Genomic DNA, 24,677 nt, shown 5'->3' on the forward strand with positions numbered 1-24,677 from the left:
GAAAACCCGCAAAGGTCGCCATCACCGCATTGATGCGAAAGCTCATCATCCTCGCAAACGCTCTCCTCAAGGCGCAGAGAAAATGGGCCCCTAAAACCCCTTGATCAAAACGGATACTTTAGATTCTTGCTTTATGCATGTCGTTATCGCAAAACCGCTGCACACTTGCGCGACATGCATTAAGACCTCAGATCGGCAACAGCTTCAAAGCCAGAAATAAAAAAACCCGCCTCGACGGCGGGTCGATGGAGCCAATTAGCACCATACTCAAATTAGTAGCATAGCTGCCGGCACAAAGCAAGAACAAAATACGCTAGGGTCGCACAAATGCGATTTCCTTCACCGCCGCAAGGCTCAAACATGCCGAGCAGGCGCCATCGGCGAAGCCGTCAGCATTCCTCGCCGAAACGGGAAGCAACCAGTTGCTCCAGCGCATCGATGACCTCTTCCGCCTCCGGGCCGGTGGCGGTGACGCGGATCGAGTAGCCGGGGCTCGCCGCCAGCATCATCAGGCCCATGATGGAGGTGCCGCCGACCTTGACGCCGTCCTTCTCGACCTGGACCGTGGCGTTGAAGCCGCTGGCGATTTGAACGAATTTGGCCGAGGCGCGCGCGTGCAGTCCGCGCTGGTTGACGATCGGAAAGTCGCGAACGATCTTGTCCTTTTCCGGCAACAGCGCGCTCATTTGCTGCTCAGGAGTTGACTGGCGACATTGATGTATTTGCGGCCGGCAGCCTGCGCCTCATCCAGCGCGGCCGTCATGTTGTCGCCTTTGCGGATGCTGGACAGCTTGATCAGCATCGGCAGGTTCATGCCGGCAATGACCTCGATGCGGCCGGATTCCATCACGGAAATGGCGAGGTTGGAGGGCGTGCCGCCGAACATGTCGGTCAAAACGATGACGCCCGATCCCGTATCGACGCGGCCGACCGCGTCGATGATGTCGCGGCGGCGCTGTTCCATATCGTCGTCGGCACCGATCGCCACGGTCTCGAAATTGTCTTGTGGCCCGACGACGTGTTCCACGGCATTGCGGAACTCGGCGGCCAGTTGACCGTGCGTTACAAGCACGAGTCCGATCATTCTTTGGTGGCTCCCGTCATCGCCGCTTCACAGGCGCATTTTATGCTCGCCGACCATTCCAGGCGGCGGGAGCGCTATCTTGTCGACGCAAGGCCCGTTGACAAGCCCAAAATTGCGCCGGCCCAAGCCAATTTGACGCATTGCAGCAAAAAATCGAAAACGGATCACAGGAAAGGCGCAATCGACAGGCGCGACATCACTGCCGACAAGGCCGCCGCGACATTGCGCCCGGCAAGATCGATGCGCGGCACTGGTACGCCGACAACGAGTTCGCTGCAGTCTTCCTGGAAGCGGGCCATTTTGCCGGCTGGCACCAGCCTGATAACGAGGTCGATCACGCAGCTTGGCTCGAACCGTATCGGTTTGGGGCCGAATCCCGGCACCTCGACGAGGCCGGCTATGCTGGCTGGTGCGCGGCAGACCAGCCGCCCCTCGCAATCGGCGGCATAGAGCTGGTCATCGCCGATCAGCCGCGAAAACAGCCCGCGCTGGCTGCAATGATCGATCAAGGCCAGCGCCAGCGTCGTCTTGCCCAAGCCGGACGGTCCGGTGATGAGAATGCCGCGATCACCTATCAGGATCGCGGTGCCGTGAATGTTTTCAGGCTGCACGATCGGACCAGGCGTGATTGGAATTCATCGGTCAGCCTTCGGCTGGCAGGGTCACCACGAAACGCGCGCCCTTGATCTCGCCAGGCTTGGTGCCCGGGATGTTCTCGGCGCTCAGCGTGCCGCCATGGGCTTCGACGATCTGCCTGGATATGGACAGGCCAAGGCCCGAGTTCTGGCCGAACGCCTCGCCGGCCGGCCGGTCGGTGTAGAACCGCTCGAAAATGCGATCGATGTTATCGGCCCGGATGCCGGGCCCATTGTCGTCGACGGTGACGATGTTGAACTTGCCGGCGGGTGCCAGCGATATGGTGATGTGGCCACGTTCCTCGGGGACGAACGAGCGGGCATTCTCGATCAGGTTGGTGATCACCTGGCCGATCCTCAGATCATGGCCGACGACGAAGTAGCCTTTCACGCCCTGCGGCAGTTTGGCGACCTTGAATTCGATCTCGACCGCCTTCTTGTTGCGCGTGGCCTCGCGCGAGACGGCGACCAGATCAGTGATGAACTTCTTCAGGTCGACGGTTCCCGCGTCTTCCCGCGCCAGCTCGGCATCGAGACGGGAGGCATCGGAAATATCGGTGATCAGGCGGTCAAGCCGCCTCACATCGTGCTGGATGATATCCATCAGCCGGCTGCGCGAATTGTCGTTTTTGGCCAGCGGCAATGTTTCCACCGCGCTGCGCAGCGATGTCAGCGGATTCTTCAACTCGTGCGACACATCCGCGGCAAAACTTTCGATCGCTTCGATGCGGGCGTAGAGCGCATTGGTCATGTCGCGCACGGCGATCGACAGATTGCCGATCTCGTCCTGGCGGTCGGAGAAGTCGGGGATTTCCTCACGGTTCTTGACGCCGCGGCGAACCCTGACCGCCGCCGCCGAAAGCCGACGCAGCGGGTTGGCGATGGTGGAGGCCAGCAGCATCGACAGGATGGCGGTAACCAGGGCGGCGATGCCGAACACGCGCAGGATCGCCTTGCGCTCGGCCGCGACGATCTTGTCGATGTCGCCGCCTTCGGTCGACAGCATCAGCACGCCGAGAACGGCACGGAAGCGCTGGATCGGCACCGCCACGGAAACGATCTGCTCGCCCTGCTCCGAGATCCGCACGATCGTCGACGGACTACCGGTAAGCGCCTTGACCACTTCCGGAAACGCGGCACCATTGCCGCCCGGCTGCTCGCGATAGACCGGCAGCTGCTTGTTGCGGAAGAAATCGAAGACGAATTTCTGGATGCGCTCCAGAAGGTCCGGCTGCTCCTCTTCGACCGGCGGCAGGTCGTAGCGAAGGATCTGGCCGCGCGAATAGAGATGGCGGGAATCGAGCAGCAGGTTGGCATCGCGGTCGTAAATGCGGGCACGTGTGCGCGTCGGCGAGATCAATCGCCTGAGCACCGGTGCCACGCGCTCCGGATTGATCGGGAAATCGAGGTTGTCGAGCTGATCGGAGCCCGGGCCGAGGCTTTCGCCGGCCTGCAATTCGAGCAGCTTCTCCGGATCGATGCTGATCGAATCGGTCTCGACCGTCGCCGAGGCGGCGATCGCGCCGGCGATGATCTCGCCCTGGGTCATCAGGCTCTCGACACGGGCGTCGATCAGCCCGTCGCGAAAGGTGTTGAGGTAGAGAATGCCGGTGACCAGGACGGCAAGGCCGGCAAGGTTGAGAAAGAGGATGCGCCGCGTCAGGCTGGAAAAGATGTGATGGCCGAGAAACCGGCGCATCGGCACCGTGATTTTCGACACGAAGGCGGGCAGAATCCGCGGCGGGCGCCTGGCGGCGCCCGACCGTCTCACTCGCTCTACTTCCACTGCCATCGAATAGCAGCTCCCGCTTAGTAATTAGTGAGTAGGCAATAGGGAATAGAGAAATGGCTGGGTGAGATCGCGACGAAGCTGAGGGGCCGTTCGCACCATTCAAAACTGACTACCGACTATTCCCTACTGCCTATTGCCTATTTACGCTTCGCGGAACCGATATCCGACTCCGTAAAGGGTTTCGATCATTTCGAAGTCATCATCGACGGCCTTGAACTTCTTACGGAGTCGCTTGATGTGACTGTCGATGGTGCGGTCATCGACATAGACCTGTTCATCATAAGCCGAATCCATCAGCGCATCACGGCTTTTTACGACGCCCGGGCGCTGGGCCAGGGAATGCAGGATGAGGAACTCGGTGACGGTAAGCGTCACCGGCTCGCCCTTCCAGGTGCAGGTGTGGCGCTCCTGGTCCATGACAAGCTGGCCGCGCTCAAGCGACCGAGCCTGCTGGTTGGGCGCCTTGGTCGCCGCCTCGCGGGTGCTGGCGCGGCGCAGCACGGCGCGGACGCGCTCGACCAGAAGACGCTGCGAGAAGGGTTTGCGGATGAAGTCGTCGGCGCCCATCTTGAGGCCGAACAGTTCATCGATCTCGTCGTCCTTGGAGGTCAGGAAGATCACCGGCAGGTCGGATTTCTGACGCATCCGGCGCAGCAGCTCCATGCCGTCCATGCGCGGCATCTTTATGTCTAGGATGGCGAGGTTCGGCGGGCGCGCCGCCAGTCCCTCCAGCGCCGACGCCCCATCCGTGTAGGTTTCGACCCGATAACCCTCGGATTCGAGGGCGATCGAAACCGAAGTCAGAATGTTGCGATCGTCGTCGACAAGCGCGATTGTTGCCATTTCAAGCGGCTCCCTCATGAGCTGTCCCTTCTTTCGTCGAGAAGGGGCTTTTGCAGGACAAATTAGGTACAAAATGTGGCATAGACGCTATCCGCTGTCACGCGCGGCATGCCGGCGGCCACAATTGTACCTCGACACGGATTGGACGAATGAACATCGCCAATCCTTTGGGCAACCATCAGTGTTTTTGCACATATAAACGATTTAAACAACTTTCAAAATATTTAAATCGATTAATGATTTGATATCATTCGTCTTTTCTGGTTTTGACGTTTTTAGCTCCTGAAATGGGGGTTCCGGAATTCGCCGGTAAAGACGCGGTAAATCGAAGAAGGGACACCCATGTCGGAAGCCGGCAAACGCAATCCTGCATGTGCGATCGATCGGATCGGCCTGAGAACCACGGGCGTGGTGCGCTATAATTTCGGCGCGGCCGCGCTCTACGAGGAGGCAATCCGCCGTGGCGAGGCCCGACTCACCGCGCATGGCGCGCTTGCCGCCGAGACCGGGCAGCACACCGGCCGCTCGCCCAGGGACAAATTCGTGGTGCGCGACGAAAGCACGGCGCCGCATGTGTGGTGGGACAACAACAAGGCGATTTCGCCGATCCAGTTCGATACGCTGCTCGCCGATTTTCGCGCCCACGCGGCTGGAAAGGACCTTTACGTACAGGACCTGATCGGCGGCGCCGACGAGGAGTTGAAGCTGCCGACCAGGGTGATCACGGAGCTTGCCTGGCACTCCTTGTTCATCCGCAATCTGCTGATCCGGCCGGCAGCCGCCGAACTCGAGCATTTCATGCCCGATTTGACGATCATCGACCTGCCGTCGTTCCGCGCCGATCCCGCCCGCCACGGCACCCGCGGCGAAACGGTGATTGCCGTCGATCTTTCGCGCATGATCGTGTTGATTGGCGGCACCTCCTATGCCGGCGAGATGAAGAAGTCGGTGTTCACCGTGCTCAACTATCTGCTGCCGGCAAAAGGCGTGATGCCGATGCATTGCTCGGCCAATGAAGGACCCGCCGGCGACGCGGCCGTTTTCTTCGGCCTTTCCGGGACCGGCAAGACGACGTTGTCGGCCGACCCGTCGCGCACGCTCGTCGGCGACGACGAGCATGGCTGGGGACCGCACGGCATCTTCAATTTCGAAGGCGGCTGCTATGCCAAGACGATCAAGCTTTCGGCCGAAGCCGAGCCGGAGATCTTCGCCACCACCCAGCGCTTCGGCACGGTGCTGGAGAATGTGGCGCTCGACGCATGCCGCGTGCCAGATTTCGACGACGGCGGGCTGACCGAAAACACACGCTGCGCCTACCCGCTCCACTTCATTCCCAACGCCAGCAAGACGGGGCGCGCCAACCACCCGAAGAATATCATCATGCTGACCGCCGACGCGTTCGGCGTGATGCCGCCGATCGCGCGGCTGACCCCGGCGCAGGCCATGTACCATTTCCTGTCCGGCTATACCGCCAAGGTGGCAGGGACCGAGAAGGGCGTTACCGAACCCGAAGCGACATTTTCGACATGCTTCGGCGCACCGTTCATGCCGCGGCATCCGTCGGAATACGGCAATCTGCTGCGCGAGCTCATCGCCCGCCACGGCGTCGATTGCTGGCTGGTCAACACCGGCTGGACCGGCGGCGCCTACGGCACCGGCAGGCGGATGCCGATCAAGGCAACGCGGGCGCTGCTTGCGGCAGCGCTCGACGGCTCGTTGAAAGCGGCCGGCTTCCGGACCGACGCCAATTTCGGTTTCGACGTCCCGGTGACGGTTGTCGGCGTCGACCGCGCCATTCTCGATCCGAGATCGACCTGGATCGACAAGCCTGCCTATGACCGGCAGGCGGCAAGGCTGGTCGGCATGTTCGTCGATAATTTCGAAAAGTTCGAACCCCATGTCGACGCCACCGTGCTCGGCGCCGCACCACGCATGCAGGTCGCGGCTGAATAGCCGTCGCCCCTGGTGATGCTTCAAGGCCCGGCTTCGATCGGGCCTTTTCTTTTTTCGCCCGTCGCGCCATGACTGCGGCATGAACGCCGACGAAAAAATCATCATCACCGACGATGCGGTGATTAGTCCCGGCGACCTGCACGAGGACTTCATCCGTTCGTCGGGTCCGGGCGGCCAGAACGTCAACAAGGTGGCGACGGCGGTGCAATTGCGCTTCGATGCCGCCAATGCGCCGGGCCTGTCGGAGCGGGTGCGCGAACGGACCATCAAGCTCGCCGGCCAGCGCGCCACCAAGGACGGCGTCATCGTCATCGAAGCCGGACGCTTCCGCACGCAGGAGCAGAACCGGGCGGACGCCCGGGCGCGGCTGACGGCACTGGTGGCCAAGGCCGCCGAACCGCCGCCGCCGCCGCGCAAGAAGACCAGGCCGTCCAAGGGCGCGGTCGAAAGACGGCTGAAGACCAAGGCGGGTCGCGGCTCGATCAAGAAGATGCGCGGCCGGGTCGAGGATGACTGACAGCCGAAGCGGCTTTGGATTCCAGATCGCGGGTTAAAGCGCGCAGCCAGCGTCGGAGGCGGCTTTCGGGTCGCCGTTTTCGTTCGACGGTGGCATTCTGATGTCTCCAGACCAACGGATCAAGCGACGCGATGCTCGTACTGCCCAAAGGCGTCCGCCATATGCCCGGCTATCTGTCGCGCGCCATGCAGGAGGCGCTGGTGGAAAATATCCGGAAAGTCGTGGAGGAAGCCCCGCTGTTCGTGCCGGTAATGCCGCGTACCGGCAAGGAGATGAGCGTGCGCATGAGCAATTGCGGCCCGCTGGGCTGGGTCACCGACAAGGAGCAAGGCTATGGCTATCAGCCGACCCACCCGCTGACCGGAAGGCCTTGGCCGCCGATCCCGGAGATGCTGCTCGAACTGTGGCGGGACGTGTCCGGCTATGCGCACCCGCCGCAGGCCTGCCTGGTCAATTTCTATTCGCAGGATGCCAAGATGGGCCTTCATCAGGACCGCGACGAGAGTGATTTCTCCGCGCCTGTCGTGTCGGTGTCGCTCGGCGACGATTGCCTGTTCCGGGTCGGCCAGACGACGCGCGACGGAGCCACCAAATCATTCAGGCTGAAGAGCGGCGACGTCGTCGTGCTCGGCGGCGAAGGGCGGCTTTGCTTTCACGGCGTCGACCGTATCTACCTGTCGACCTCGGCATTGCTCAGGCATGGCGGCCGCATCAATCTGACGCTGCGGCGGGTGACGATGCCGAAATAGGCTGTCCGGGTGGCCGGTGGCCCCGGCGGACTAATCGTCGCCCGTTCCGCAAACCGAGACCAGCACTGGCGAATATCCAGTGGCGAAGCATCACGTAATTGACGAGTGGGATTACGAGGCATGTCGGCACGATCGGAATCTGCGCCTGCAAGCCCAAAGCGCGTTGCGTTCGACCGGCCTCATGCGACGCGCTTTAAGTTCTTGTTTTGATGCATGTCGTTGTCGCAAAACCGCTGCACACTTTTGCGCGACATGCATCAGAACCCCGGACAGCACGGCGGGCAGAACAAAGGACACCGCCAAGCCAGCGAGTGTGAGCACGAAAAAAACGGGGCGCCTCGAAGCGGTGCGCCCCGTTGGAAGCGAAGGTAAAATACTTGTGGCCGGCGTAGGAGAAGAGAGCGGCGACGACGTAAGAGAGCACCGAGCCCGAAGCGGGCCGCATCAATGGCGTTTCCCCCATCGAAAACGCTGCGGCGAGTAGCGCGTAGAGCATGGTAGCGGCAAGCCGATAATCAGAAAACGTGCCGGCCGTCTAGCAATTCGGGGTCCGAAACCGGCGTCAGACACGGCCGCTGCACATATATTGCGCCCCCAGCGGCAGGTGCGCGACCCAGCCCTCGACTTTGCGCGCGATGGAATTTGCAAAAGGAAAGATCAGAAAATGCCTGCTTTCGACCTCAGTCAGGCCGGCTGTCTCCATGAGATGCCCGGTTTGGCGGCGACTGATCAGGACAGCATTTTCATCGAAGGGGCAGCGGAAGACGGCCAGGCGTGTCAATGGATTGAACGGGTTGTGCTCGATCACCGAGACGACGCCGCCGGGCCGGACGACGCGTCGCATCTCCGAAACAAAGCTCGGCCAATGTTCAGGCGGCACATGATGGACGACACAAACCGCGAATGCGACGTCGAATGTGCCATCGGCATAGGGCAGCAGAGGAGCCGTGTAATCGGCATACGTGGCCCAGGGGTTTTCCTCACGCGCCCGGCCGATGGATTCCCGCGAAATGTCACAGCCATGAAGGTCTGAAAAAAGCGGCTTCACGTAGGGATGCAGTGCGCCGACCCCACAGCCAACGTCAAGCGCCCGAACGCAACCGTCACGCCTTGTGATACCACGCTCCGCGATCAGGTCGGCAAGGAGGACTGACTTGGCCTGCAGGAAGAAATCATGCTTCAGCCCGGAGAAGCTGATCGAGTCGTCGACCGTCCTGTTATAGGTGGTGCGATATTGATCAAAGAGTTCGGCCATCAACCAAATCTTCTGTCGCGTGATGCCGACAACATTGCCTCGGTGTTTCGATTGTCGACCTCCGCCCGGAGCGCGTCCTCGAAGCCAGTAAGGCGATCAATGACATAGAGCGGCCGGCGCTTGATCTCGGAGTGGATCCCGCCGACATAGAGGCCGACGATACCGGTCATGAACAGGTTGATCCCGGACAAGAAGGAAACAATAACAACTGTCGACGTCCAGCCTTGGACAACACCGAAACTGAATGCCCAGGAAGCCACGGCGAAGAGCCCGAGCAGCGCAGCCACCCCCGAGATAGCGAGCCCGGCCCAGAGCGCCATACGCAATGGTTTTTCCGAAAAGCCGATGATCCCGTGGACAGCCAGGCGGAGCATCTTCCAGAAAGGATACTTTGTTTCACCTGCGGCGCGCGCCGGCCGCTCGAATGAAACGGACGTCTGCTTGAATCCCATCCAACCGAACATGCCGCGCACGAAACGGTTGCGCTCCGGCATCTGCTTGAAGGTGTCGAGAGCCTTGCGGCCGATCAGTCGGAAATCGCCAACATCGCGCGGAATGTCGACGGAGGTCATCTTCTCCATCAGCCGGTAGAAGATGCTGGCTGTCAGCCGTTTGAACCGCGTTTCGCCTTCGCGCCGCATACGCCTCGCATAGACGATTTCATAGCCCTCCTTCCACTTTTCGACCAGTTGGAGAACGACTTCAGGGGGATCCTGGAGGTCGGCATCCATGACCACCACGGCGTCGCCGGCAGCCGCGTCCATGCCGGCCGTAATTGCAATCTGGTGCCCGAAATTGCGCGACAGTTCGATCAGCCGGAAGCGTGGCTCGTCGGCAACCATCCCACGCAGGTAGATCACACTTGTGTCGGTACTGCCGTCGTCGACGAAGATAGCCTCTGCCGGTGCGTCCAGCGCGTCGAGCAGGGCGACTATTCGCCGGATAAGGAGTGGAAGAACCGCTTCCTCGTTGAGGATCGGAATGACCAAAGAATAGCGGGGCTGCGTCCCACGAACTCCGGTACTGCTCGCGTTGATCACAAACTGCTCCCGACAGATCCGCTGGAATTGCCCATCGAATACTAGCCAGGATAGCCTAAGGCGCCGTTAACCGCGCCGTCACAGTTTCCTGAGCGCCACTTCCTCAACCAGATGGTTGGCGCCCTTGCGCAGGATGAGATCGGCGCGGGCGCGGGTCGGCAATATATTCTCGCGCAAATTCTTCAGGTTGATGTTGGTCCACAGGCCCTCGGCGATGGCGCGGGCCGCATCCTCGGAAAGTTGCGAATAGCGGTGGAAGAAGGAGGCCGGGTCGCGGAAGGCTGTTTCGCGCAGCCGCATGAAGCGGGCGATATACCAGTGATGGATCAGCGCCTCCCCGGCATCGATATAGATGGCGAAGTCGAAGAAATCCGACAGGAAAGGCACGATCTTGCCGTCCTTCGGCAGCTTGCCCGGCTGCAGCACGTTGATGCCTTCGAAAATCAGGATGTCGGGCCGGTCGATGGTCTGGAACTCGCCCGGGATGACGTCATAGGTCAGGTGCGAATAGACCGGCGCGCGGACATTGCGCTGCGCCGATTTGATGCCGGACAGGAAGCGCAGCAACGCGCCGACGTCGTAGCTGTCGGGAAAGCCCTTGCGCTCCATCAGATTGTTGCGGCGCAGGACTTCGTTCGGCAGCAGGAAACCGTCGGTGGTGACCAGGTCGACCTTGGGACTCGACGGCCAGCGCGCCAGCAGCTCCTTTAGCACGCGCGCCGTGGTCGATTTGCCGACCGCCACGGAACCGGCAATGCCGATGATGAACGGTGTCTTGGCCACGTCCAGCGCGTTGAAGAAGGCCTGGCGTTGCTTGAATAGGAGTTGACTGGCTTCGACATGGGCCGACAACAGCCGCGACATCGAAAGGTAGATGCGCTCGACCTCGTGGAGATCGACCGGATCGTTCAATGACCGCAGACGGTGGATCTCGTCCGCGGTCAGCGTCATCGGCGTATCGGCGCGGAACCGCGACCATTGCTCCGCCGAGAAGAACCGATAGGGTGAATACTTCTCGGTAGGAGCGAGTTGGTCCATCGAGTTCCTCCGCAGCGATCAGCCCCGGTCCAGCCGAGACGCCTTTTCGGCGATGCCCGAACGACCGGTGCGGCGTTCAAGCTCGTTGAGCACATCGCTCAGCGGAATGCCCGCTACGCCAAGAACGACAAGCCAATGATAAATGAGATCGGCGCTTTCCGAAACAAGCGCGTCCCTATCGGCGCCGACTGCTGCGATCACCGTTTCGACCGCCTCTTCGCCGAGTTTCTGCGCTGCCTTGCTCATGCCGCGCTGAAAGAGCTTGGCCGTCCACGAATCCGGATCGCCGGAACGTGCGCGTTCGCCAATGATCTTCTCCAGATCGGAGAGCGAGAACTCAGTCATGACGGCGTTTACAGCCTCTTTTTAGCCGGAAAGGCTCTAGGACCGATTACCGGGCGAGTCCAGCCGCATCGGCAGTCCGGCCTGAGCCATATGCAGCTTGGCCTCGGCGATGCTGTAGGTGCCGAAATGGAAGATCGACGCCGCCAGCACCGCGCCGGCATGGCCGTCCCGAATGCCTTCGACCAAGTGGTCAAGCGTGCCGACGCCGCCGGAAGCGATGACCGGCACGCGTACGGCGTCGGCGACCGCACGGGTTAGGGCTATGTCGTAGCCGGCCTTGGTGCCGTCACGGTCCATCGATGTCAGCAGGATCTCGCCGGCGCCGAGATCGACCACTCGCCGAGCGAACTCGACGGCATCGATGCCGGTCTTCTCGCGGCCGCCATGGGTGAAGATCTCCCAGCGATCCCCCTCGCTCGCAGCGGACACTTTCTTGGCATCGATGGCAACGACGATGCACTGGTTGCCGAATTTGTCGGCAGCCTCGGCGACAAAATTTGGGGTCTTCACCGCCGCCGTATTGATCGACACCTTGTCGGCGCCGGCCAGAAGCAGCTTCCTGATGTCGGCGACCTGACGGACGCCACCGCCAACGGTCAGCGGCATGAAACATTGTTCGGCGGTGCGGGCGATGACATCGAAAATGGTCTCGCGGTTTTCCGACGAGGCGGTGATGTCGAGAAAGCAGAGCTCGTCGGCGCCGGCCGCGTCATAGGCCTTTGCCGCTTCGACGGGATCGCCGGCATCGACCAGATCGACGAAATTGACGCCCTTGACGACGCGGCCGTTCTTGACGTCGAGACAGGGGATGACGCGGGCTTTCAGCATCAGATCCTCTCGATCTCCGCAAGAAAGTCGACGAGCATTTGGCCGACGACGGGCGGAACCTCGGCCTGGGAATCAAAGGCCGGGTCGTAGGCCGAGAGCGTCACGCCGACGATCGGGATTGACCTGGCCAGTGCGCAGGCAAGCTGCCGTAGCTGTTCCGGGCTCGGGCCGCCCGGATGCGCGTAGCGGTTCACCTGCAACACAGCCGGATCTAGAACATCCAGGTCAAGATGCAGATGTGCTTGGACGGCCCCTGCCGCTGTGAGCTTTCCGACTCTATCGAGTGCACCGGCACATTCGATGCGCACGATCGGCAAAGTTTCCAGCAGGCGCTTTTCGTCGGGATCGAGGTCGCGGGCATCGACCAGCATGCAGCGCGCCGGGTCTATCGGCCGGAACCCCGGAATCGCTGCCGCCATCGGACGCCAGCAGAGCCCGAGCGTCGCCGCCAGCGCCATGCCGTCGAGAAAGCCGTAGGCGGACGTCTCCGGCGTGTTGAGATCGCCATGCTGGTCGATCCAGATGATCGAATCCGCAACTTCGCCGGCGACCGCACCGGCGGCGGTCAGGCAATTTCCAGCAAGGATAATGGGGAAGCGTCCTCCATCGCGGGCGAGGTTAACCTTGGTCGCGACGGCGTTGCAGACGGCGAAGCCGGTTGCAATTTCGCGCCCCTGCTCGTCTCCGACCTTGCCGATATCTTCGACGGCGACGTCATGGCCAGCCACGGTCAGGGCTTCGACGAGCCCACGGCCGATGATGGCGTCCGGCCCCTGGCCACACCCTTCATGATAGCGCCCGCTGTCATAGGGGGCGAGGATAATCGAGACCTTCACGTTTCACGCCCCTGCCATCGGCTTGCCGCGCAGGATCGCCAGTGCCTCGGCCGGATCGATGCGGCCGTCGTAGAGCGCACGGCCGGAGATCGCGCCTTCGAGCTTCTGCGCATCGGGCGTGGTCATGCGCACGATGTCGGCGATCGAGGCGAGCCCGCCCGAGGCGATAACCGGGATCGACACCGCCTCGGCGAGGTCGATGGTGGCGTCCCAGTTGATGCCGGTCAGCACCCCGTCGCGGTCGATATCGGTGTAGATGATGGCAGCAACGCCGGCGCCTTCGAATTTCCTCGCCAGTTCGATGACGCCGAGGCTCGAGGCCTCGGCCCAGCCTTCGACCGCGACCTTGCCGCCCTTGGCGTCGATGCCGACGGCGATCTTGCCTGGGAACGCCTTGCACGCCTGCCTGACCAGATCCGGATCGCGCACCGCCACGGTGCCAAGAATGACGCGGGCCAGCCCACGGTCGAGCCAGTCCTCGATCTGCGCCAGGGTGCGGATGCCGCCGCCGAGCTGCACCGGATTGCTCGTCGCCTTGAGGATGGCGCCGACCGCGGCGCTGTTGACGCTCTGGCCCTTGAAGGCGCCGTTGAGGTCGACGACGTGCAGCCATTCGAAGCCCTGCTCTTCGAAGGCGCTCGCCTGAGCCGCCGGATCGTCATTGTAGATCGTCGCGGTCGCCATGTCGCCATGCTTGAGGCGCACGCATTTGCCGTCCTTGAGGTCTATCGCCGGAAACAGAATCACCTTCAGGCGCCTTCGACGATGACAAAGTGGCCGGTCGAGCCGGCGAGCCTGTACTTCAAGGCCTCCTGGTATTCAGGTGAGCCGTAGCATTCCATCGCCTTTTCGTAGGATTCGAATTCCACCAGCACGTGGCGATTGCCTGTCGGTCCTTCCGGGCTGGTATACCGCCCGGCGCGCACCGGGAACTTTGCGCCGTATTTCGCGAAAGCCGCGGCATTGGCCTCGATGTACTGCTTGTAGATCTCGGGATCGTGGACATCGACCATTGCCATCCAATAGCCCTTCTTGCTCATGGTTCAGGGCCTCCAGCCTAGGAAATTGGTGATCAGCGCCAGGCCCAGCGCCTGGCTCTTCTCGGGGTGGAATTGCGTTCCGGCCAGGTTGTCCCGGGCGACAGCGGCCGTTACCGGGCCGCCATAGTCGGCAACCGCCAGCACCTCATCCTCCTTGCGTGCATCGAGATGGTAGGAGTGGACGAAATAGGCGTGCAGTCCCTTGCCGCCTGTCGCAATGCCGGAAAACAGCGGATGCTTGCGCTTCAGGTCAATCGTGTTCCAGCCGATCTGCGGGATCTTCAGTGTCGGATCGGCCGGCGTGATCTCCTTGACGTCGCCGGCGATCCAGCCAAAGCCCTTCGTGACGGTCTTTTCCAGGCCCCGCTCCGACATCAGCTGCATGCCGACGCAGATGCCGAGGAACGGCCGAGCTTTGGCGATCGCGACCTCCTCGACCGCTTCCCACATGCCGGCGACCGCGCGCAGTCCAGCGGCGCAATCGGCATAGGCGCCGACGCCCGGCAGGACGATGCGGTCGGCGGTCCTGACCCGCTCGGCATCGGCGATGAGTTCGATCGCGGCGGCAATGCCGGCTTCATGCGCGGCACGTTCGAACGCCTTGGTGGCCGAGCGCAGATTGCCCGACCCGTAATCGATGATCGCGACCCGCATCTCAGGGCTTTCCCGGAATATGGTTCAGCCCCAGCGCCAGGCCCATCTGCGCCGGCCGGGCATGTGCCGCGTCCGGAACGATGCGCTGCACCGTCGGTTGTTCATCCGACTGGGCATCGGCTTCCACCACATAGCGGATGTCGGCGTCGTCGAGCCTGTCGGCCTCGACCACGCCCCATTCATGCCAGCCGCGACGGCGCAGGGCTGCGATCCGCAAGCCCTGCCCTTCCAGTCCGACAAAGAGCATGACAAGCAGGGATAAAAGCGAGCCGGTTGTTTCGAGGCCCAGCCTTTCGCCCAGCATCGACAGCAGGCCCATGGCGACAAACGCCAACGCGGCCTCGACCCACAGCCGTTGCCAGGCCAGCCACAGCGGCGGCACCAGGAAGCCGAGCCAGGCAAAGCCATCGCGGACAAAGATGGCGTCCACTTTTTGGCTGCGGCCTGGCGGCTCCATCACGACATAGATGGCCATGGCGCTACCCTTTCAGGGACCCCTTGGTGGAGGGAACCGCGTCCGGCTGGCGCGGGTCGCGCTCAAGTGCCGAACGCAACACACGCGCCACGGCCTTGAAGCAGGTCTCGGCGATGTGGTGGTTGTTGGCGCCGTAATGATTGGTGACATGCAGCGTGATGCCGGCATTCTGCGCCAGCGCGTGGAAGAATTCGCGCACCAGCTCGGTGTCGAACGTACCGATCTTCGGCGACGAGAAGGAAACATTCCAGACCAGAAAAGGCCGGCCGGAGACATCGATCGCCGCCCGCGTCAGTGTCTCGTCCATGGCGAGATCGATCGAGGCGTAGCGCATGATGCCGCGCCGCTCGCCCAATGCCTTGGCCAGCGCCTGGCCGAGCGCGATGCCCGTATCCTCGACCGTGTGGTGGTCGTCTATGTGCAGGTCGCCCGTGGCCTTCACGGTCATGTCGATCAGCGAATGGCGCGACAACTGGTCCAGCATATGGTCGAAGAAGCCGACGCCCGTCGAAATGGCGGATTTGCCCGAGCCTTCGACCTGAACCGACACGGCGATGTCGGTTTCCCTGGTCTTGCGGCTTATCTCGGCGGAACGGGGCGCCATGACCTCATCCTTATCTCAGATTTGCACGATTCAGGCGTTCACATGCCTGAAAACGAAAGCCTTCTAGCAGCATGATCCGGCGATTGCCAGTTACCGCTGCGGAGCACTATCCGGCCCGGCGGATGGCCGGTTTGCAATCGTCCGGCCTATGCATACATATGGCCGATCAAGTCACTCGTAACGCGCCGATCGCCTTGATGGGATCGGTGCTGATCGGAGCAGAAAATGTCGAATGAACTGACCATGCATGCCACGACCATCCTGACCGTGCGCAAGGGCGGCAAGGTGGTGATCGCCGGCGACGGCCAGGTCAGCCTCGGCCAGACCATCATGAAAGGCAACGCCAAGAAGGTGCGCCGCATCGGCAAAAGCGGCAACGTCATCGCCGGTTTCGCCGGCGCCACCGCCGATGCCTTCACTCTGCTCGAGCGGCTCGAAGCCAAGCTCGAACAATATCCCGACCAGCTGACACGCGCCTGCGTGGAGCTCGCCAAGGACTGGCGCACCGACCGCTATTTGCGGCGGCTGGAAGCGATGATGCTGGTGGCCGACAAGTCGGTGTCGCTGGCGCTGACCGGCACCGGCGACGTGCTGGAGCCCGAATTTGGCGTCATGGCCATCGGCTCCGGCGGCAATTACGCGCTGGCAGCGGCACGCGCGCTGATGGATAGCGACAAGGGCGCAGAGGAGATCGCCCGCAAGGCAATGCAGATCGCGTCAGACATTTGCGTTTACACCAACAACAGCTTCGTCGTCGAAACCCTCGATGCCGCCTGAGCGGAGCCTCCGCTACGGTTTTCGGCCGGTGACCGAGAGGGACCTGCCGATGATCGCCGGCTGGCTTGCCGAGCCGCATGTTGCCGAGTGGTGGGACGATCCCGAGACCGAGATTGCGGAGATTCGCGAGCATATCGACAGCATTTCGGTCGAGCCGCTGATTATCGAGCTCGACGGCAAACCCATCGGCTATCTGCAGTGCTACGATCCGCATCTGGAGGACGGCCATCCCTATAGCGACCAGCCGTTCGGCACGCTCGGCATCGACCTGTCGATCGGCGTGCCGGAGCTTGTCGGGGTCGGCCACGGCTCGGCTGTCGTCCGGCAGTTCGTCGGTCAGCTTTTCGAGGAAGGTGCGCCGCGCGTCATCATCGACCCGGACCCCGCCAATGCACGGGCTATCCGTGCCTATGAAAAGGCTGGGTTCAGGGCTATCGATTGCAGGAAGTCGGAATATGGCGATGCCGTGCTGATGGCGATTGATGCCCCGGAGGGTGATATCGAACAGGGTGACGCAGAAGAGGGGCAATAGCGGCATGAGCGTATCCAGCGACAAAACCGTCTCGGCCTACGAAGACAGCTGGCGAATGGGGCTTCTGCTGGTTCTCGGCCTGGTCATCTTCCAGGCCGGGGCCCTCTACGGCATGGGGCGGACGCCGATCTGCACCTGCGGCTACGTCAAGCTGTGGCACGGCATCGTGCAGAGCTCGGAGAATTCCCAGCATATTTCCGACTGGTACAGCTTCTCGCACATCATTCACGGCTTCCTGTTCTATGCGCTGGCGTGGTTCCTTTTCCCGCGCTCGCCGATCGGGCTCAGGCTGGCCTTTGCAGTGGTGATAGAGGGCGGCTGGGAGCTGCTCGAGAACAGCCCTTTCATCATCGATCGCTACCGCGCCGGCACGATCTCGCTCGACTATTATGGCGACAGCATCATCAATTCAGTGTCGGACACGCTGGCCATGGTGCTGGGGTTTGTCATGGCGCGAAGGCTTCCTATATGGGTGATCGTGACCCTCGCCCTCATCTTCGAATTCGGTGTCGGCTATCTCATCCGGGACAATCTGACACTCAACGTGATCATGCTGCTGCATCCGTTCGAGTCCATTCGGCAGTGGCAAAGTGGAATTTAGTGACATGAGCACCTTCTCTCCCCGCGAAATCGTTTCGGAACTTGACCGCTTCATCATCGGCCAGAAAGACGCCAAGCGTGCCGTGGCGATTGCCTTGCGCAACCGCTGGCGCCGCCAGCAGCTCGAAGGCCAGATGCGCGAAGAGGTGATGCCGAAGAACATCCTGATGATCGGCCCGACCGGCGTCGGCAAGACCGAGATTTCACGCCGCCTGGCACGCCTTGCCGGTGCGCCTTTCGTCAAGGTCGAAGCCACCAAGTTTACGGAGGTCGGCTATGTCGGCCGCGATGTCGAGCAGATCATCCGCGATCTGGTCGAGATCGCCATCGGGCTGGTGCGCGAGAAGATGCGCGAGGACGTCAAGGCGCGTGCCCACATCAACGCCGAGGAACGGGTGCTCGAAGCGCTTGTCGGCAAGACGGCGAGCCCGGCCACCCGTGACAGTTTCCGCAAGAAGCTGCGCGACGGCGAGCTCGACAACAAGGAGATCGAGATCGAAGTGGCCGATACCGGCAATGGCGGCATGCCCGGTTTCGAGATCCCCGGCATGCCGGGCGCCAATATCGGCGTGCTCAATATCAACGACATGCTGTCGAAGGCGATGGGCGGCAAGAAGACCAAGTTGCGCAAGACGACGGTCAAGGAGTCCTACGGGCTGTTGATCAGCGACGAGTCCGACAAGCTGCTCGACCAGGACGAGGTGGTGCGCAGGGCGCTCGAATCGACGGAGAATGACGGCATCGTCTTCCTCGACGAGATCGACAAGATCGCCTCGCGCGAAGGCGGCATCGGCGCTGGTGTTTCGCGTGAAGGCGTGCAGCGCGACCTGCTGCCGCTGGTCGAAGGCACCACGGTCGCGACCAAATACGGACCGGTGAAGACCGACCACATCCTGTTCATCGCCTCGGGCGCGTTCCACGTCGCCAAGCCCTCCGACCTGCTGCCCGAACTGCAGGGCCGGCTGCCGATCCGCGTCGAGCTGCGGGCGCTGGAGAAGGATGATTTCGTCCGCATCCTCACCGAGACGGAAGCCAGCCTGATCAAGCAGTATATCGCGCTGATGAAGACCGAAGGCGTCGACCTGGTCTTCACCGACGACGCGATTGACTCGTTGGCTGGCATCGCCGTCGACCTCAACGCCAGCGTCGAGAACATCGGCGCCAGGCGGCTGCAGACGGTGATGGAGCGGGTGCTGGACGAGATCTCCTATGACGCACCGGACCGCAACGGCACCGCGGTGACCGTCGATGCCGCCTATGTCGAGAAGCATGTCGGCGACCTCTCCAGAAACACGGATTTGTCGCGTTTCATCCTGTAGGAGACGCTCCATCCTCGAAGAGGCCGGGGAATTGCTCCCGGCCTCCGCCTAATTTGGTCCGGCATTCCCGATGTGTGGCCAAATGGAAGCATCCGGCAAGCTTTCGTCCCGTCAGGTGCAGGCGCCTCTCGACTCCCGGTGGAGCATTACCTAGTTTGCCGGCGATTATTTGGGCGGCGGCGCATGAAAAAACTGATCCTCGTCATTTTGGGGCTGACGCTGGCGGCAGCCATGTTCGCCGCGCAAGCGGCAACGATGGTGCCGCCGGGCAACCGCAACACCGAGCAGCCCGACATACCGGGCGCATCGAGCCGGCGCACCCAGGCGACCAACACCACCTTCCAGGCGAAATACCGCAAGGTCTTTGCGCTGCTCCAGAACGATGCCGAACTGCGCGGCAAGATCACGCAGGCAGCCGCGGCCTATGGCATCGACCCGATGCATATCGTCGGCGCCATCGTCGGCGAGCATACCTACAATGTCGATGCCTATGACCGGCTGCAGACCTATTACGTCAAAGCGATCTCGTATCTGTCGAGCAAGCTCTCCTTTGCCTATGATGGCGAGGACATCACCGATTTCGTGCAACGGCCGCAATTTGCGAAATGCGCAGGGAAGTCCGACAGCTACGATCTGTGGGAGTGCCGCGAACAGGTGTGGAACCGATCGTTCCGCGGCAAAACCGTCAACGGCGAGAGCTTTCCCAACGACCGCTTCGGCGCCACTTTCTTCCAGCCTTATTATGCCGGCCAGACTTTTGGCCTCGGCCAGCTCAATCCGCTGACGGCACTGCAGATGAGCGACCTCGTGCACAAGGTTTCCGGCCTGCCGCAGCTCGACGTCGGCGACCCGAACGCGGTCTACAAGACCATCATGGATCCTGACCTGACACTGCCTTATGTCGCGGCGACGATCAGGAAGTCGATCGACGCCTATAGAAGCATTGCCGGCTTCGACATCTCAGGCAATCCCGGCATCACGTCGACGCTCTACAATGTCGGCAATCCCGAACAGCGCGCCTATGCGCTGAAAGCCGAGAACGACAAGCGCCGCGCTGCGGGCGAGCCGGAAAAGCTGCCTGAGGAAAATTACTATGGGTGGCTGGTCAACGACAAGCTGCCGGAGCTGAAGGCGCTGTTTTAGGGCGAGCAAAGGACGCTCTCGGGCTCGTCCGAGCTTAGGGGCACGATAATATCAACTGGCACATTTTAGTTGGCCGACTTATCATAAACTGATATAATCCGATAAGTCGGGAAAGATGACCATGCCGTCAAGCTACAACATTGGCTCTCGTTATGAGACGCTGGTGCGCGAACTGGTCGCGAGCGGCCGCTATGCCAGCGCCAGCGAAGTTCTGCGTGATAGTTTGCGATTGCTGGAGGAGCGCGAGGAGCAGCGGAAAGCCAAGCTTGCCGCGCTTCGTGAGGACATCCGGGCCGGTGTCGAAAGCGGCACCGGTATTCCCGCCAACGAAATTTTTGACAGGCTGGAAGCCAAGTACAGCGGCAAAAGCCGCAAATAGATGGCGGTCATATTCGCGCCTGCCGCCGCACAAGACATTGAGCAAATTGGCGATTATATTCACGCCGAGAACCCTGCCGCTGCCATGCGCTTCATCGTAGCCCTCAGGGAACGGTGTGGCCGTATTGCCGACGCGCCGCGCGGCGGCGCTCCCCGCCCTGACCTCTGGCCCGGCTTACGGTCGGTTGTTTTCCGGAATCACGTGATTTTCTATACTGTTGAAGGCGATGCCGTGCGCATCGAGCGTATCTTCCATGGCGCCCGCGACATCGAAGCCATTTTTGACGAAGGGAATAGCTGACGGGCAAGGCAACTGCCGGCGCAAGGTGCCGACAGCCGCGCCCTCAGTTCAAGCCGCCAGCAGCGACTTTAGCTTGACGGTCTGCGAGCCCAGCGCTTCCGGCGCCGGCTTTGCCTGCTTTGCAATCAGCATCTCGGCCAGTCTTATGTCGCGCGCGACCGCGTTGCCGGGGCCGATCCCGCTTGCCGCAACCAGCCTGCCGTCCTCGGCGAGATGGAACAGGATGAAAGCGCCGTCGCCGAGATCACGGCGAACGATGCTGCGGCCTTCGTCCGACAGGCCTGATATCTGCAAGGTCAGGCCGTACTGATCCGACCAGAACCACGGCACCGCCGCATGGGCCTCGCCGGCGCCAAGCATGTTTTTTGCGGCGAGCGCGCCCTGCTCCTGCGCATTGCGCCAGGCTTCGAGCCGCACGCGCCGGCCGCCATAAATGGCGAGCGGAAACGAACAGCAATCGCCGGCGGCAAAGATGTCCGGGTCGCTGGTGCGAAGCTCGGCGTCGACGGCGATACCATTGTCGATGGTCAGCCCCGCCTCCGCGGCAAGTCCGGTCACCGGCATGGCGCCGATGCCGATCACGGCAAGATCGGCGACAATGTCGTGTCCACCGGCAAGCCCGATGCGCACTTCCGCGCCATTATCGGCGATCGTGGCGATGGCCTCGCCGCACAGGATTTTCACGCCTTCGGCTTCATGCGCCTGATGGATGACCTCGGCGATCTCGGCCGGCACGCCGCGCATCAGAATGCGCGGCTGCGCCTCGATGACTGTGACCTCCGCACCCAGTCTGCGTGCCGCCGCGGCAAGCTCAAGTCCGATAAAGCCGCCGCCAATGATGGCGATGCGATTGCCGCCGCTGAGATGGGCGCGAATGGCCAGCGCGTCGTTGAAGGTCCGGAGGTAGACGCAGCGCCCGCCAAGGCCCGGCATCGGCAGCTTGCGCGGCACCGACCCGGTCGCCAGCAGGAGCTTGTCGTAGGAAAGGGCCGAACCGTCCGCGAGGCGCACGACATGCGCCGCGCGGTCGATCGCCACCGCCTGAACCGAACGGACATGCCTGATCGATCTTTCGGCCAGGATCGCCTCGCTGGCAATCGCCTTGATCAGGGGCGCGGCGGCGACCATCGCGTCTTTCGAGAGCGGCGGCCGCTCATAGGGCAGATGCGGCTCGTCGCCGACCAGCGTCACCGGCCCATTATAGCCGAGCTCGCGCAGCGCCAGGGCGGCGCGCCCGCCGCATTCGCCAGCGCCAATAATGACCATTCCCTTCGTCATCATCAACCGATCCGGACAAGGACTTTGCCGGCGTCGAGTTTGACCGGATAGGTCCTTAGATCAACACAGACCGGCGCGCCCCTGGCACCCCCAGTCTTGTAGTTGAAGCGGCCATTATGCTTCGGGCACTCGATGATGTCGTCCATCACCAGCCCATCGGCCAGATGCACCTTCTCATGCGTGCAAAGCCCGTCGGTGGCGAAATACTCGTCGTCGGGGCTGCGATAAATGGCGAAGGTGCGGCCGCCGTGGTCGAAGCGCATCACGTCCTCTTCGTCGATGTCCCCGGCGTCACAGGCCTCGACCCAGTCGCTCATTTGCGCCTTCCCCGATTCTTGGTGCCCCGGCGTGGGCTTGTCATTCAGCAGCCATCGCAACAGCAGCGCTATCGCGGTGGAAATCCTCGCGATAGGGCCTCGCCGTCGGCGGCAGTTCGCGCTTGATAAAATAATCCTCATTGCGCAGCTGGCGCAGGAAGGCCGGTATCATCTCGCGGTAGCCGGCCAGGATGGACGGCGTCGGCGCCGGCAGATCGTGCTTGATCAGTTCATGCAGCCTGGGCAGCGCATGATAGGGCACCATGGGAAACATGTGATGCTCGACGTGGTAGTTCATGTTCCAGTAGATGAAGCGGCTTATCGGGTTCATGTAGACGGTGCGGCTGTTGAGCCGGTGATCGGTGACGTTTTCAGCCAGGCCGCCATGCTGCAGCAGGCCGACCATGACATGATGCCAGGCACCGTAAAGCCTGGGCAGACCGACCAGCATCAGCGGCAGGAACGAGCCGGTATAAACCGCCAGTGCGACGGCGGCGGCATAGATCGCCGTCCAGATGCGGGCAATGCGGATTGCCTTCGGCCGCTCCTGCTCGGGAATGAAGGTTCTTTCGGCCGGGCTGATGATACCGGCTGCATTGCGCAGCATGTCGCTCATCGCATGCCAGGCGTCGAGAATGCCGACGAAGTTGAGCACGACGCGCAGCAGATCGGGCGGCCGCATCACCGAGATCTCAGGATCGCGGCCGACGATGATGGTATCGGTATGATGGCGCGTATGGCTCCAGCGCCAGGTCACCGGATTGCGCATGATCATGAAGCAGGCGACCTGGTAGACAACGTCGTTCATCCACTGCGTCCTGAATGCGGTGCCGTGGCCGCATTCGTGCCAGCGAGAATCGGTGGAGGAGCCGTAGAGGACGCCGTAGACGAAGAAGAACGGCACGCACCACCAACTGCCCCAGAACCAGGCCGCGCCGGCGCCGCTCAGGATCAGAGCGCCGAGCCAGATGGTGGTATCGCGGATCGCCGGGCCGTCGGAGCGCTGCATCAGCTCCTTCATCTGCTTGCGCGGCCCGTCGGTGTGATACCACTCGGCCGCCGCCAGCCCGCTCTCGACGGCTAGCTTCGCGTCGCGGCCGATCAGGCTGTAGTCGCGTCGGGACGCTGCTGCGGAGGTCGTGTTCCCGGTTCGGAGTCCAATATCCACCATGGCGGAGGCCTCGATTGTGTTCTGCCACGTTCAAAATAACGCCGAGCCCTGATAGGCTCAATATCACAAAGATAGTTTCTATCATTTTCCATCAGAATGGTGTAAAGGAGCCGGACAGTAGAGCGAGGCAGCAATGGCGAAACGGCCGACGATCACCGACCTGGCACGCATTTCGGGGGTCAGCGTTGCCACCGTCGACCGGGTGCTGAACAACCGCTTGCCGGTGCGCGAGGAAACCGCACGCCGCGTCTATGAGGCCGCGATCAGCATCGGCTATCACGCAGCCGGATTGATCAAGCAGCGGATGCGCCATGAATTGCCGGAGTACCGGCTCGGGTTCCTGCTGTTGCGGCGGGAGGACGTGTTCTACAGTGAATTTGCCCGCGAGCTTGAACTGGCGGTATCGCAGTCGCCTCGCTTTCGTGGCGTGGCGACCATCGACTTCGCCGCTTCGCTGGCGCCGGACGAGATCGTCGAGCGGATGCGCAAGCTGGCCGCCAAATCCAGGGCCGTCGCCCTGGTCGGGCCTGATCACCCGACGCTGACGGTCGCCGTCGAGGCGCTCAAAGCCAATGGCGTGCCGGTATTCTCCCTGCTTTCCGACTTTGCGTCCGGTATTCGTGAGGGCTATGTCGGCCTGGACAATCGCAAGGTCGGCCGCACCGCTGCCTGGATGATCTCGAAGGCCGCAAACAGACCTGGCAAGGTTGCCCTCTTCGTCGGTAGTCATCGCTTCCATGGTCACGAGCTTCGCGAGATCGGCTTTCGCTCCTTCTTTCGCGAGCAGGCGCCGGAATTCACTCTCCTCGAGACCTTGGTCAATCTGGAAGCGAACCAGATCACGCATGATGCAATGATCGAGCTTCTGGCCCGCCACCCCGATCTCGCCGGTTGCTATGTCGCCGGCGGCGGCATGGAAGGCGCGATCTCGGCGCTGAGGGAGGCAAAGCCGGCTGAGATGCCGGCGGTCGTCTGCAACGAGATCACGCCCGACTCCCGCGCTGCGCTGGCGGATAATTTCCTGACGATGGTGATCTCGACCCCACTGGCAGCGCTGTGCCGCGAGCTTGTCGGGCTGATGGCGCATGCGATCGAGACCGGCGCCGCGAATGCGCCGGGCCAGACCTTTCTGCCCTTCGACATTTATCTGCCGGAAAACATCTGACGTCGCGG

31 protein-coding genes and 1 pseudogene are annotated in these 24,677 nt (G+C 62.1%); 12 read left to right on the forward strand and 20 right to left on the reverse strand.

All coding sequences use genetic code 11. The annotated features are described in order from the left end of the window. Positions 1 to 104: pseudogene (locus tag AC0L2P_RS04140) on the forward strand (IS110 family transposase); the annotation flags it as partial. A gap of 285 nt (positions 105 to 389) precedes the next feature. Here AC0L2P_RS04140 and AC0L2P_RS04145 read toward each other — a convergent pair. The 5 genes from AC0L2P_RS04145 to AC0L2P_RS04165 form a co-directional block, all read right to left on the reverse strand. After that, positions 390 to 686, reverse strand: a complete 297-nt coding sequence (locus AC0L2P_RS04145) for an HPr family phosphocarrier protein (protein WP_023677551.1) — start codon at positions 684 to 686, stop codon at positions 390 to 392. Then, the gene (locus AC0L2P_RS04150; protein ID WP_473499986.1) at positions 683 to 1,084 is read right to left on the reverse strand and encodes a PTS sugar transporter subunit IIA; all 402 of its coding nucleotides are present in this window, start codon (positions 1,082 to 1,084) and stop codon (positions 683 to 685) included. The genes AC0L2P_RS04145 and AC0L2P_RS04150 overlap by 4 nt, the downstream gene beginning before the upstream one ends. A gap of 164 nt (positions 1,085 to 1,248) precedes the next feature. Beyond that, complete coding sequence (locus AC0L2P_RS04155) at positions 1,249 to 1,695, reverse strand: HPr kinase/phosphorylase (RefSeq protein WP_473499987.1); 447 nt, start codon at positions 1,693 to 1,695, stop codon at positions 1,249 to 1,251. Between the two features lie 31 nt (positions 1,696 to 1,726). Beyond that, positions 1,727 to 3,511, reverse strand: coding sequence for a stimulus-sensing domain-containing protein (locus AC0L2P_RS04160; protein WP_473499988.1), 1,785 nt, complete (start codon positions 3,509 to 3,511; stop codon positions 1,727 to 1,729). A 141-nt stretch (positions 3,512 to 3,652) separates the two neighbouring features. Further along, positions 3,653 to 4,354, reverse strand: a complete 702-nt coding sequence (locus AC0L2P_RS04165; RefSeq protein ID WP_473499989.1) for a response regulator transcription factor — start codon at positions 4,352 to 4,354, stop codon at positions 3,653 to 3,655. Between the two features lie 342 nt (positions 4,355 to 4,696). On the opposite strand from AC0L2P_RS04165, the gene AC0L2P_RS04170 reads away from it, so the two are divergent. The 3 genes from AC0L2P_RS04170 to AC0L2P_RS04180 all read left to right on the forward strand — a co-directional run bounded on the left by AC0L2P_RS04170 (position 4,697) and on the right by AC0L2P_RS04180 (position 7,573). Further along, positions 4,697 to 6,307 (forward strand): phosphoenolpyruvate carboxykinase, encoded by a 1,611-nt coding sequence (locus AC0L2P_RS04170; RefSeq protein WP_473499990.1) that lies wholly within the window; start codon positions 4,697 to 4,699, stop codon positions 6,305 to 6,307. 79 nt (positions 6,308 to 6,386) lie between these two features. Next, a complete protein-coding gene (gene arfB / locus AC0L2P_RS04175; RefSeq protein WP_473499991.1) occupies positions 6,387 to 6,824 on the forward strand; it encodes an alternative ribosome rescue aminoacyl-tRNA hydrolase ArfB in 438 nt (145 codons plus the stop codon). 131 nt (positions 6,825 to 6,955) lie between these two features. After that, positions 6,956 to 7,573 (forward strand): alpha-ketoglutarate-dependent dioxygenase AlkB family protein, encoded by a 618-nt coding sequence (locus AC0L2P_RS04180; RefSeq protein ID WP_473499992.1) that lies wholly within the window; start codon positions 6,956 to 6,958, stop codon positions 7,571 to 7,573. A 193-nt stretch (positions 7,574 to 7,766) separates the two neighbouring features. On the opposite strand, the gene AC0L2P_RS04185 is transcribed toward AC0L2P_RS04180, so the two are convergent. The 12 genes from AC0L2P_RS04185 to hisB form a co-directional block, all read right to left on the reverse strand. Next, positions 7,767 to 8,069: a GtrA family protein gene (locus AC0L2P_RS04185; RefSeq protein ID WP_473499993.1), complete on the reverse strand. Its 303-nt coding sequence runs from the start codon at positions 8,067 to 8,069 to the stop codon at positions 7,767 to 7,769. A 66-nt stretch (positions 8,070 to 8,135) separates the two neighbouring features. Beyond that, positions 8,136 to 8,828, reverse strand: coding sequence for a class I SAM-dependent methyltransferase (locus AC0L2P_RS04190; protein WP_473500309.1), 693 nt, complete (start codon positions 8,826 to 8,828; stop codon positions 8,136 to 8,138). Continuing rightward, positions 8,828 to 9,868: a glycosyltransferase family 2 protein gene (locus tag AC0L2P_RS04195; RefSeq protein ID WP_473499994.1), complete on the reverse strand. Its 1,041-nt coding sequence runs from the start codon at positions 9,866 to 9,868 to the stop codon at positions 8,828 to 8,830. Before AC0L2P_RS04195 ends, AC0L2P_RS04190 begins: the two co-directional genes overlap by 1 nt. Positions 9,869 to 9,946: 78 nt before the next feature. After that, entirely contained in the window at positions 9,947 to 10,906 is a 960-nt protein-coding gene (coaA, locus tag AC0L2P_RS04200) for a type I pantothenate kinase (RefSeq protein ID WP_473499995.1), read from the reverse strand. An 18-nt stretch (positions 10,907 to 10,924) separates the two neighbouring features. After that, positions 10,925 to 11,251 carry a phosphoribosyl-ATP diphosphatase gene (locus AC0L2P_RS04205; protein ID WP_473499996.1) on the reverse strand — a complete coding sequence of 109 codons (327 nt, stop codon included), beginning with the start codon at positions 11,249 to 11,251 and terminating at the stop codon, positions 10,925 to 10,927. Between the two features lie 36 nt (positions 11,252 to 11,287). Further along, positions 11,288 to 12,082 (reverse strand): imidazole glycerol phosphate synthase subunit HisF, encoded by a 795-nt coding sequence (hisF, locus tag AC0L2P_RS04210; protein WP_473500310.1) that lies wholly within the window; start codon positions 12,080 to 12,082, stop codon positions 11,288 to 11,290. Then, positions 12,079 to 12,915 (reverse strand): arginase family protein, encoded by an 837-nt coding sequence (locus AC0L2P_RS04215; RefSeq protein WP_473499997.1) that lies wholly within the window; start codon positions 12,913 to 12,915, stop codon positions 12,079 to 12,081. Before AC0L2P_RS04215 ends, hisF begins: the two co-directional genes overlap by 4 nt. Before the next feature lie 3 nt (positions 12,916 to 12,918). Further along, positions 12,919 to 13,662 (reverse strand): 1-(5-phosphoribosyl)-5-[(5-phosphoribosylamino)methylideneamino]imidazole-4-carboxamide isomerase, encoded by a 744-nt coding sequence (gene hisA / locus AC0L2P_RS04220; protein ID WP_473499998.1) that lies wholly within the window; start codon positions 13,660 to 13,662, stop codon positions 12,919 to 12,921. A 2-nt stretch (positions 13,663 to 13,664) separates the two neighbouring features. Beyond that, positions 13,665 to 13,955, reverse strand: coding sequence for a DUF1330 domain-containing protein (locus AC0L2P_RS04225; protein ID WP_352717187.1), 291 nt, complete (start codon positions 13,953 to 13,955; stop codon positions 13,665 to 13,667). Between the two features lie 3 nt (positions 13,956 to 13,958). After that, entirely contained in the window at positions 13,959 to 14,609 is a 651-nt protein-coding gene (hisH, locus tag AC0L2P_RS04230; RefSeq protein ID WP_473499999.1) for an imidazole glycerol phosphate synthase subunit HisH, read from the reverse strand. Position 14,610: 1 nt separating this feature from the next. Continuing rightward, positions 14,611 to 15,084 carry a DUF2628 domain-containing protein gene (locus AC0L2P_RS04235; protein WP_473500000.1) on the reverse strand — a complete coding sequence of 158 codons (474 nt, stop codon included), beginning with the start codon at positions 15,082 to 15,084 and terminating at the stop codon, positions 14,611 to 14,613. A 4-nt stretch (positions 15,085 to 15,088) separates the two neighbouring features. Next, positions 15,089 to 15,688, reverse strand: a complete 600-nt coding sequence (gene hisB / locus AC0L2P_RS04240) for an imidazoleglycerol-phosphate dehydratase HisB (RefSeq protein WP_473500001.1) — start codon at positions 15,686 to 15,688, stop codon at positions 15,089 to 15,091. Between the two features lie 225 nt (positions 15,689 to 15,913). On the opposite strand from hisB, the gene hslV reads away from it, so the two are divergent. From hslV to AC0L2P_RS04275, 7 genes are all read left to right on the forward strand, one after another. Next, complete coding sequence (hslV, locus tag AC0L2P_RS04245; protein ID WP_352490478.1) at positions 15,914 to 16,465, forward strand: ATP-dependent protease subunit HslV; 552 nt, start codon at positions 15,914 to 15,916, stop codon at positions 16,463 to 16,465. Continuing rightward, positions 16,455 to 16,997: a GNAT family N-acetyltransferase gene (locus AC0L2P_RS04250; RefSeq protein WP_473500002.1), complete on the forward strand. Its 543-nt coding sequence runs from the start codon at positions 16,455 to 16,457 to the stop codon at positions 16,995 to 16,997. The genes hslV and AC0L2P_RS04250 overlap by 11 nt, the downstream gene beginning before the upstream one ends. A gap of 4 nt (positions 16,998 to 17,001) precedes the next feature. Continuing rightward, on the forward strand, positions 17,002 to 17,598 hold the full coding sequence (locus tag AC0L2P_RS04255; RefSeq protein ID WP_352780865.1) for a DUF2585 domain-containing protein: 597 nt from the start codon (positions 17,002 to 17,004) through the stop codon (positions 17,596 to 17,598). Between the two features lie 4 nt (positions 17,599 to 17,602). Beyond that, positions 17,603 to 18,916: an ATP-dependent protease ATPase subunit HslU gene (gene hslU, locus AC0L2P_RS04260; RefSeq protein WP_473500003.1), complete on the forward strand. Its 1,314-nt coding sequence runs from the start codon at positions 17,603 to 17,605 to the stop codon at positions 18,914 to 18,916. A gap of 183 nt (positions 18,917 to 19,099) precedes the next feature. Further along, the gene (locus AC0L2P_RS04265) at positions 19,100 to 20,059 is read left to right on the forward strand and encodes a DUF1402 family protein (RefSeq protein ID WP_473500004.1); all 960 of its coding nucleotides are present in this window, start codon (positions 19,100 to 19,102) and stop codon (positions 20,057 to 20,059) included. 121 nt (positions 20,060 to 20,180) lie between these two features. Continuing rightward, the gene (locus AC0L2P_RS04270) at positions 20,181 to 20,438 is read left to right on the forward strand and encodes a type II toxin-antitoxin system ParD family antitoxin (protein ID WP_473500005.1); all 258 of its coding nucleotides are present in this window, start codon (positions 20,181 to 20,183) and stop codon (positions 20,436 to 20,438) included. Then, on the forward strand, positions 20,439 to 20,738 hold the full coding sequence (locus tag AC0L2P_RS04275; protein WP_473500006.1) for a type II toxin-antitoxin system RelE/ParE family toxin: 300 nt from the start codon (positions 20,439 to 20,441) through the stop codon (positions 20,736 to 20,738). 48 nt (positions 20,739 to 20,786) lie between these two features. On the opposite strand, the gene AC0L2P_RS04280 is transcribed toward AC0L2P_RS04275, so the two are convergent. The 3 genes from AC0L2P_RS04280 to AC0L2P_RS04290 are packed head-to-tail and all read right to left on the reverse strand — an operon-like array spanning position 20,787 to position 23,504. Then, a complete protein-coding gene (locus AC0L2P_RS04280) occupies positions 20,787 to 22,016 on the reverse strand; it encodes an NAD(P)/FAD-dependent oxidoreductase (protein WP_473500311.1) in 1,230 nt (409 codons plus the stop codon). Between the two features lie 2 nt (positions 22,017 to 22,018). Next, a complete protein-coding gene (locus AC0L2P_RS04285) occupies positions 22,019 to 22,333 on the reverse strand; it encodes a MocE family 2Fe-2S type ferredoxin (protein ID WP_473500007.1) in 315 nt (104 codons plus the stop codon). 40 nt (positions 22,334 to 22,373) lie between these two features. Continuing rightward, a complete protein-coding gene (locus tag AC0L2P_RS04290) occupies positions 22,374 to 23,504 on the reverse strand; it encodes a fatty acid desaturase family protein (RefSeq protein ID WP_473500008.1) in 1,131 nt (376 codons plus the stop codon). Positions 23,505 to 23,637: 133 nt separating this feature from the next. Between AC0L2P_RS04290 and AC0L2P_RS04295 the strand changes: the two genes are divergently transcribed. Further along, complete coding sequence (locus AC0L2P_RS04295; RefSeq protein ID WP_473500009.1) at positions 23,638 to 24,669, forward strand: LacI family DNA-binding transcriptional regulator; 1,032 nt, start codon at positions 23,638 to 23,640, stop codon at positions 24,667 to 24,669. The last annotated feature ends 8 nt before the right edge of the window (positions 24,670 to 24,677 follow it).

It is taken from the genome of Mesorhizobium sp. WSM4836 (assembly GCF_055811815.1).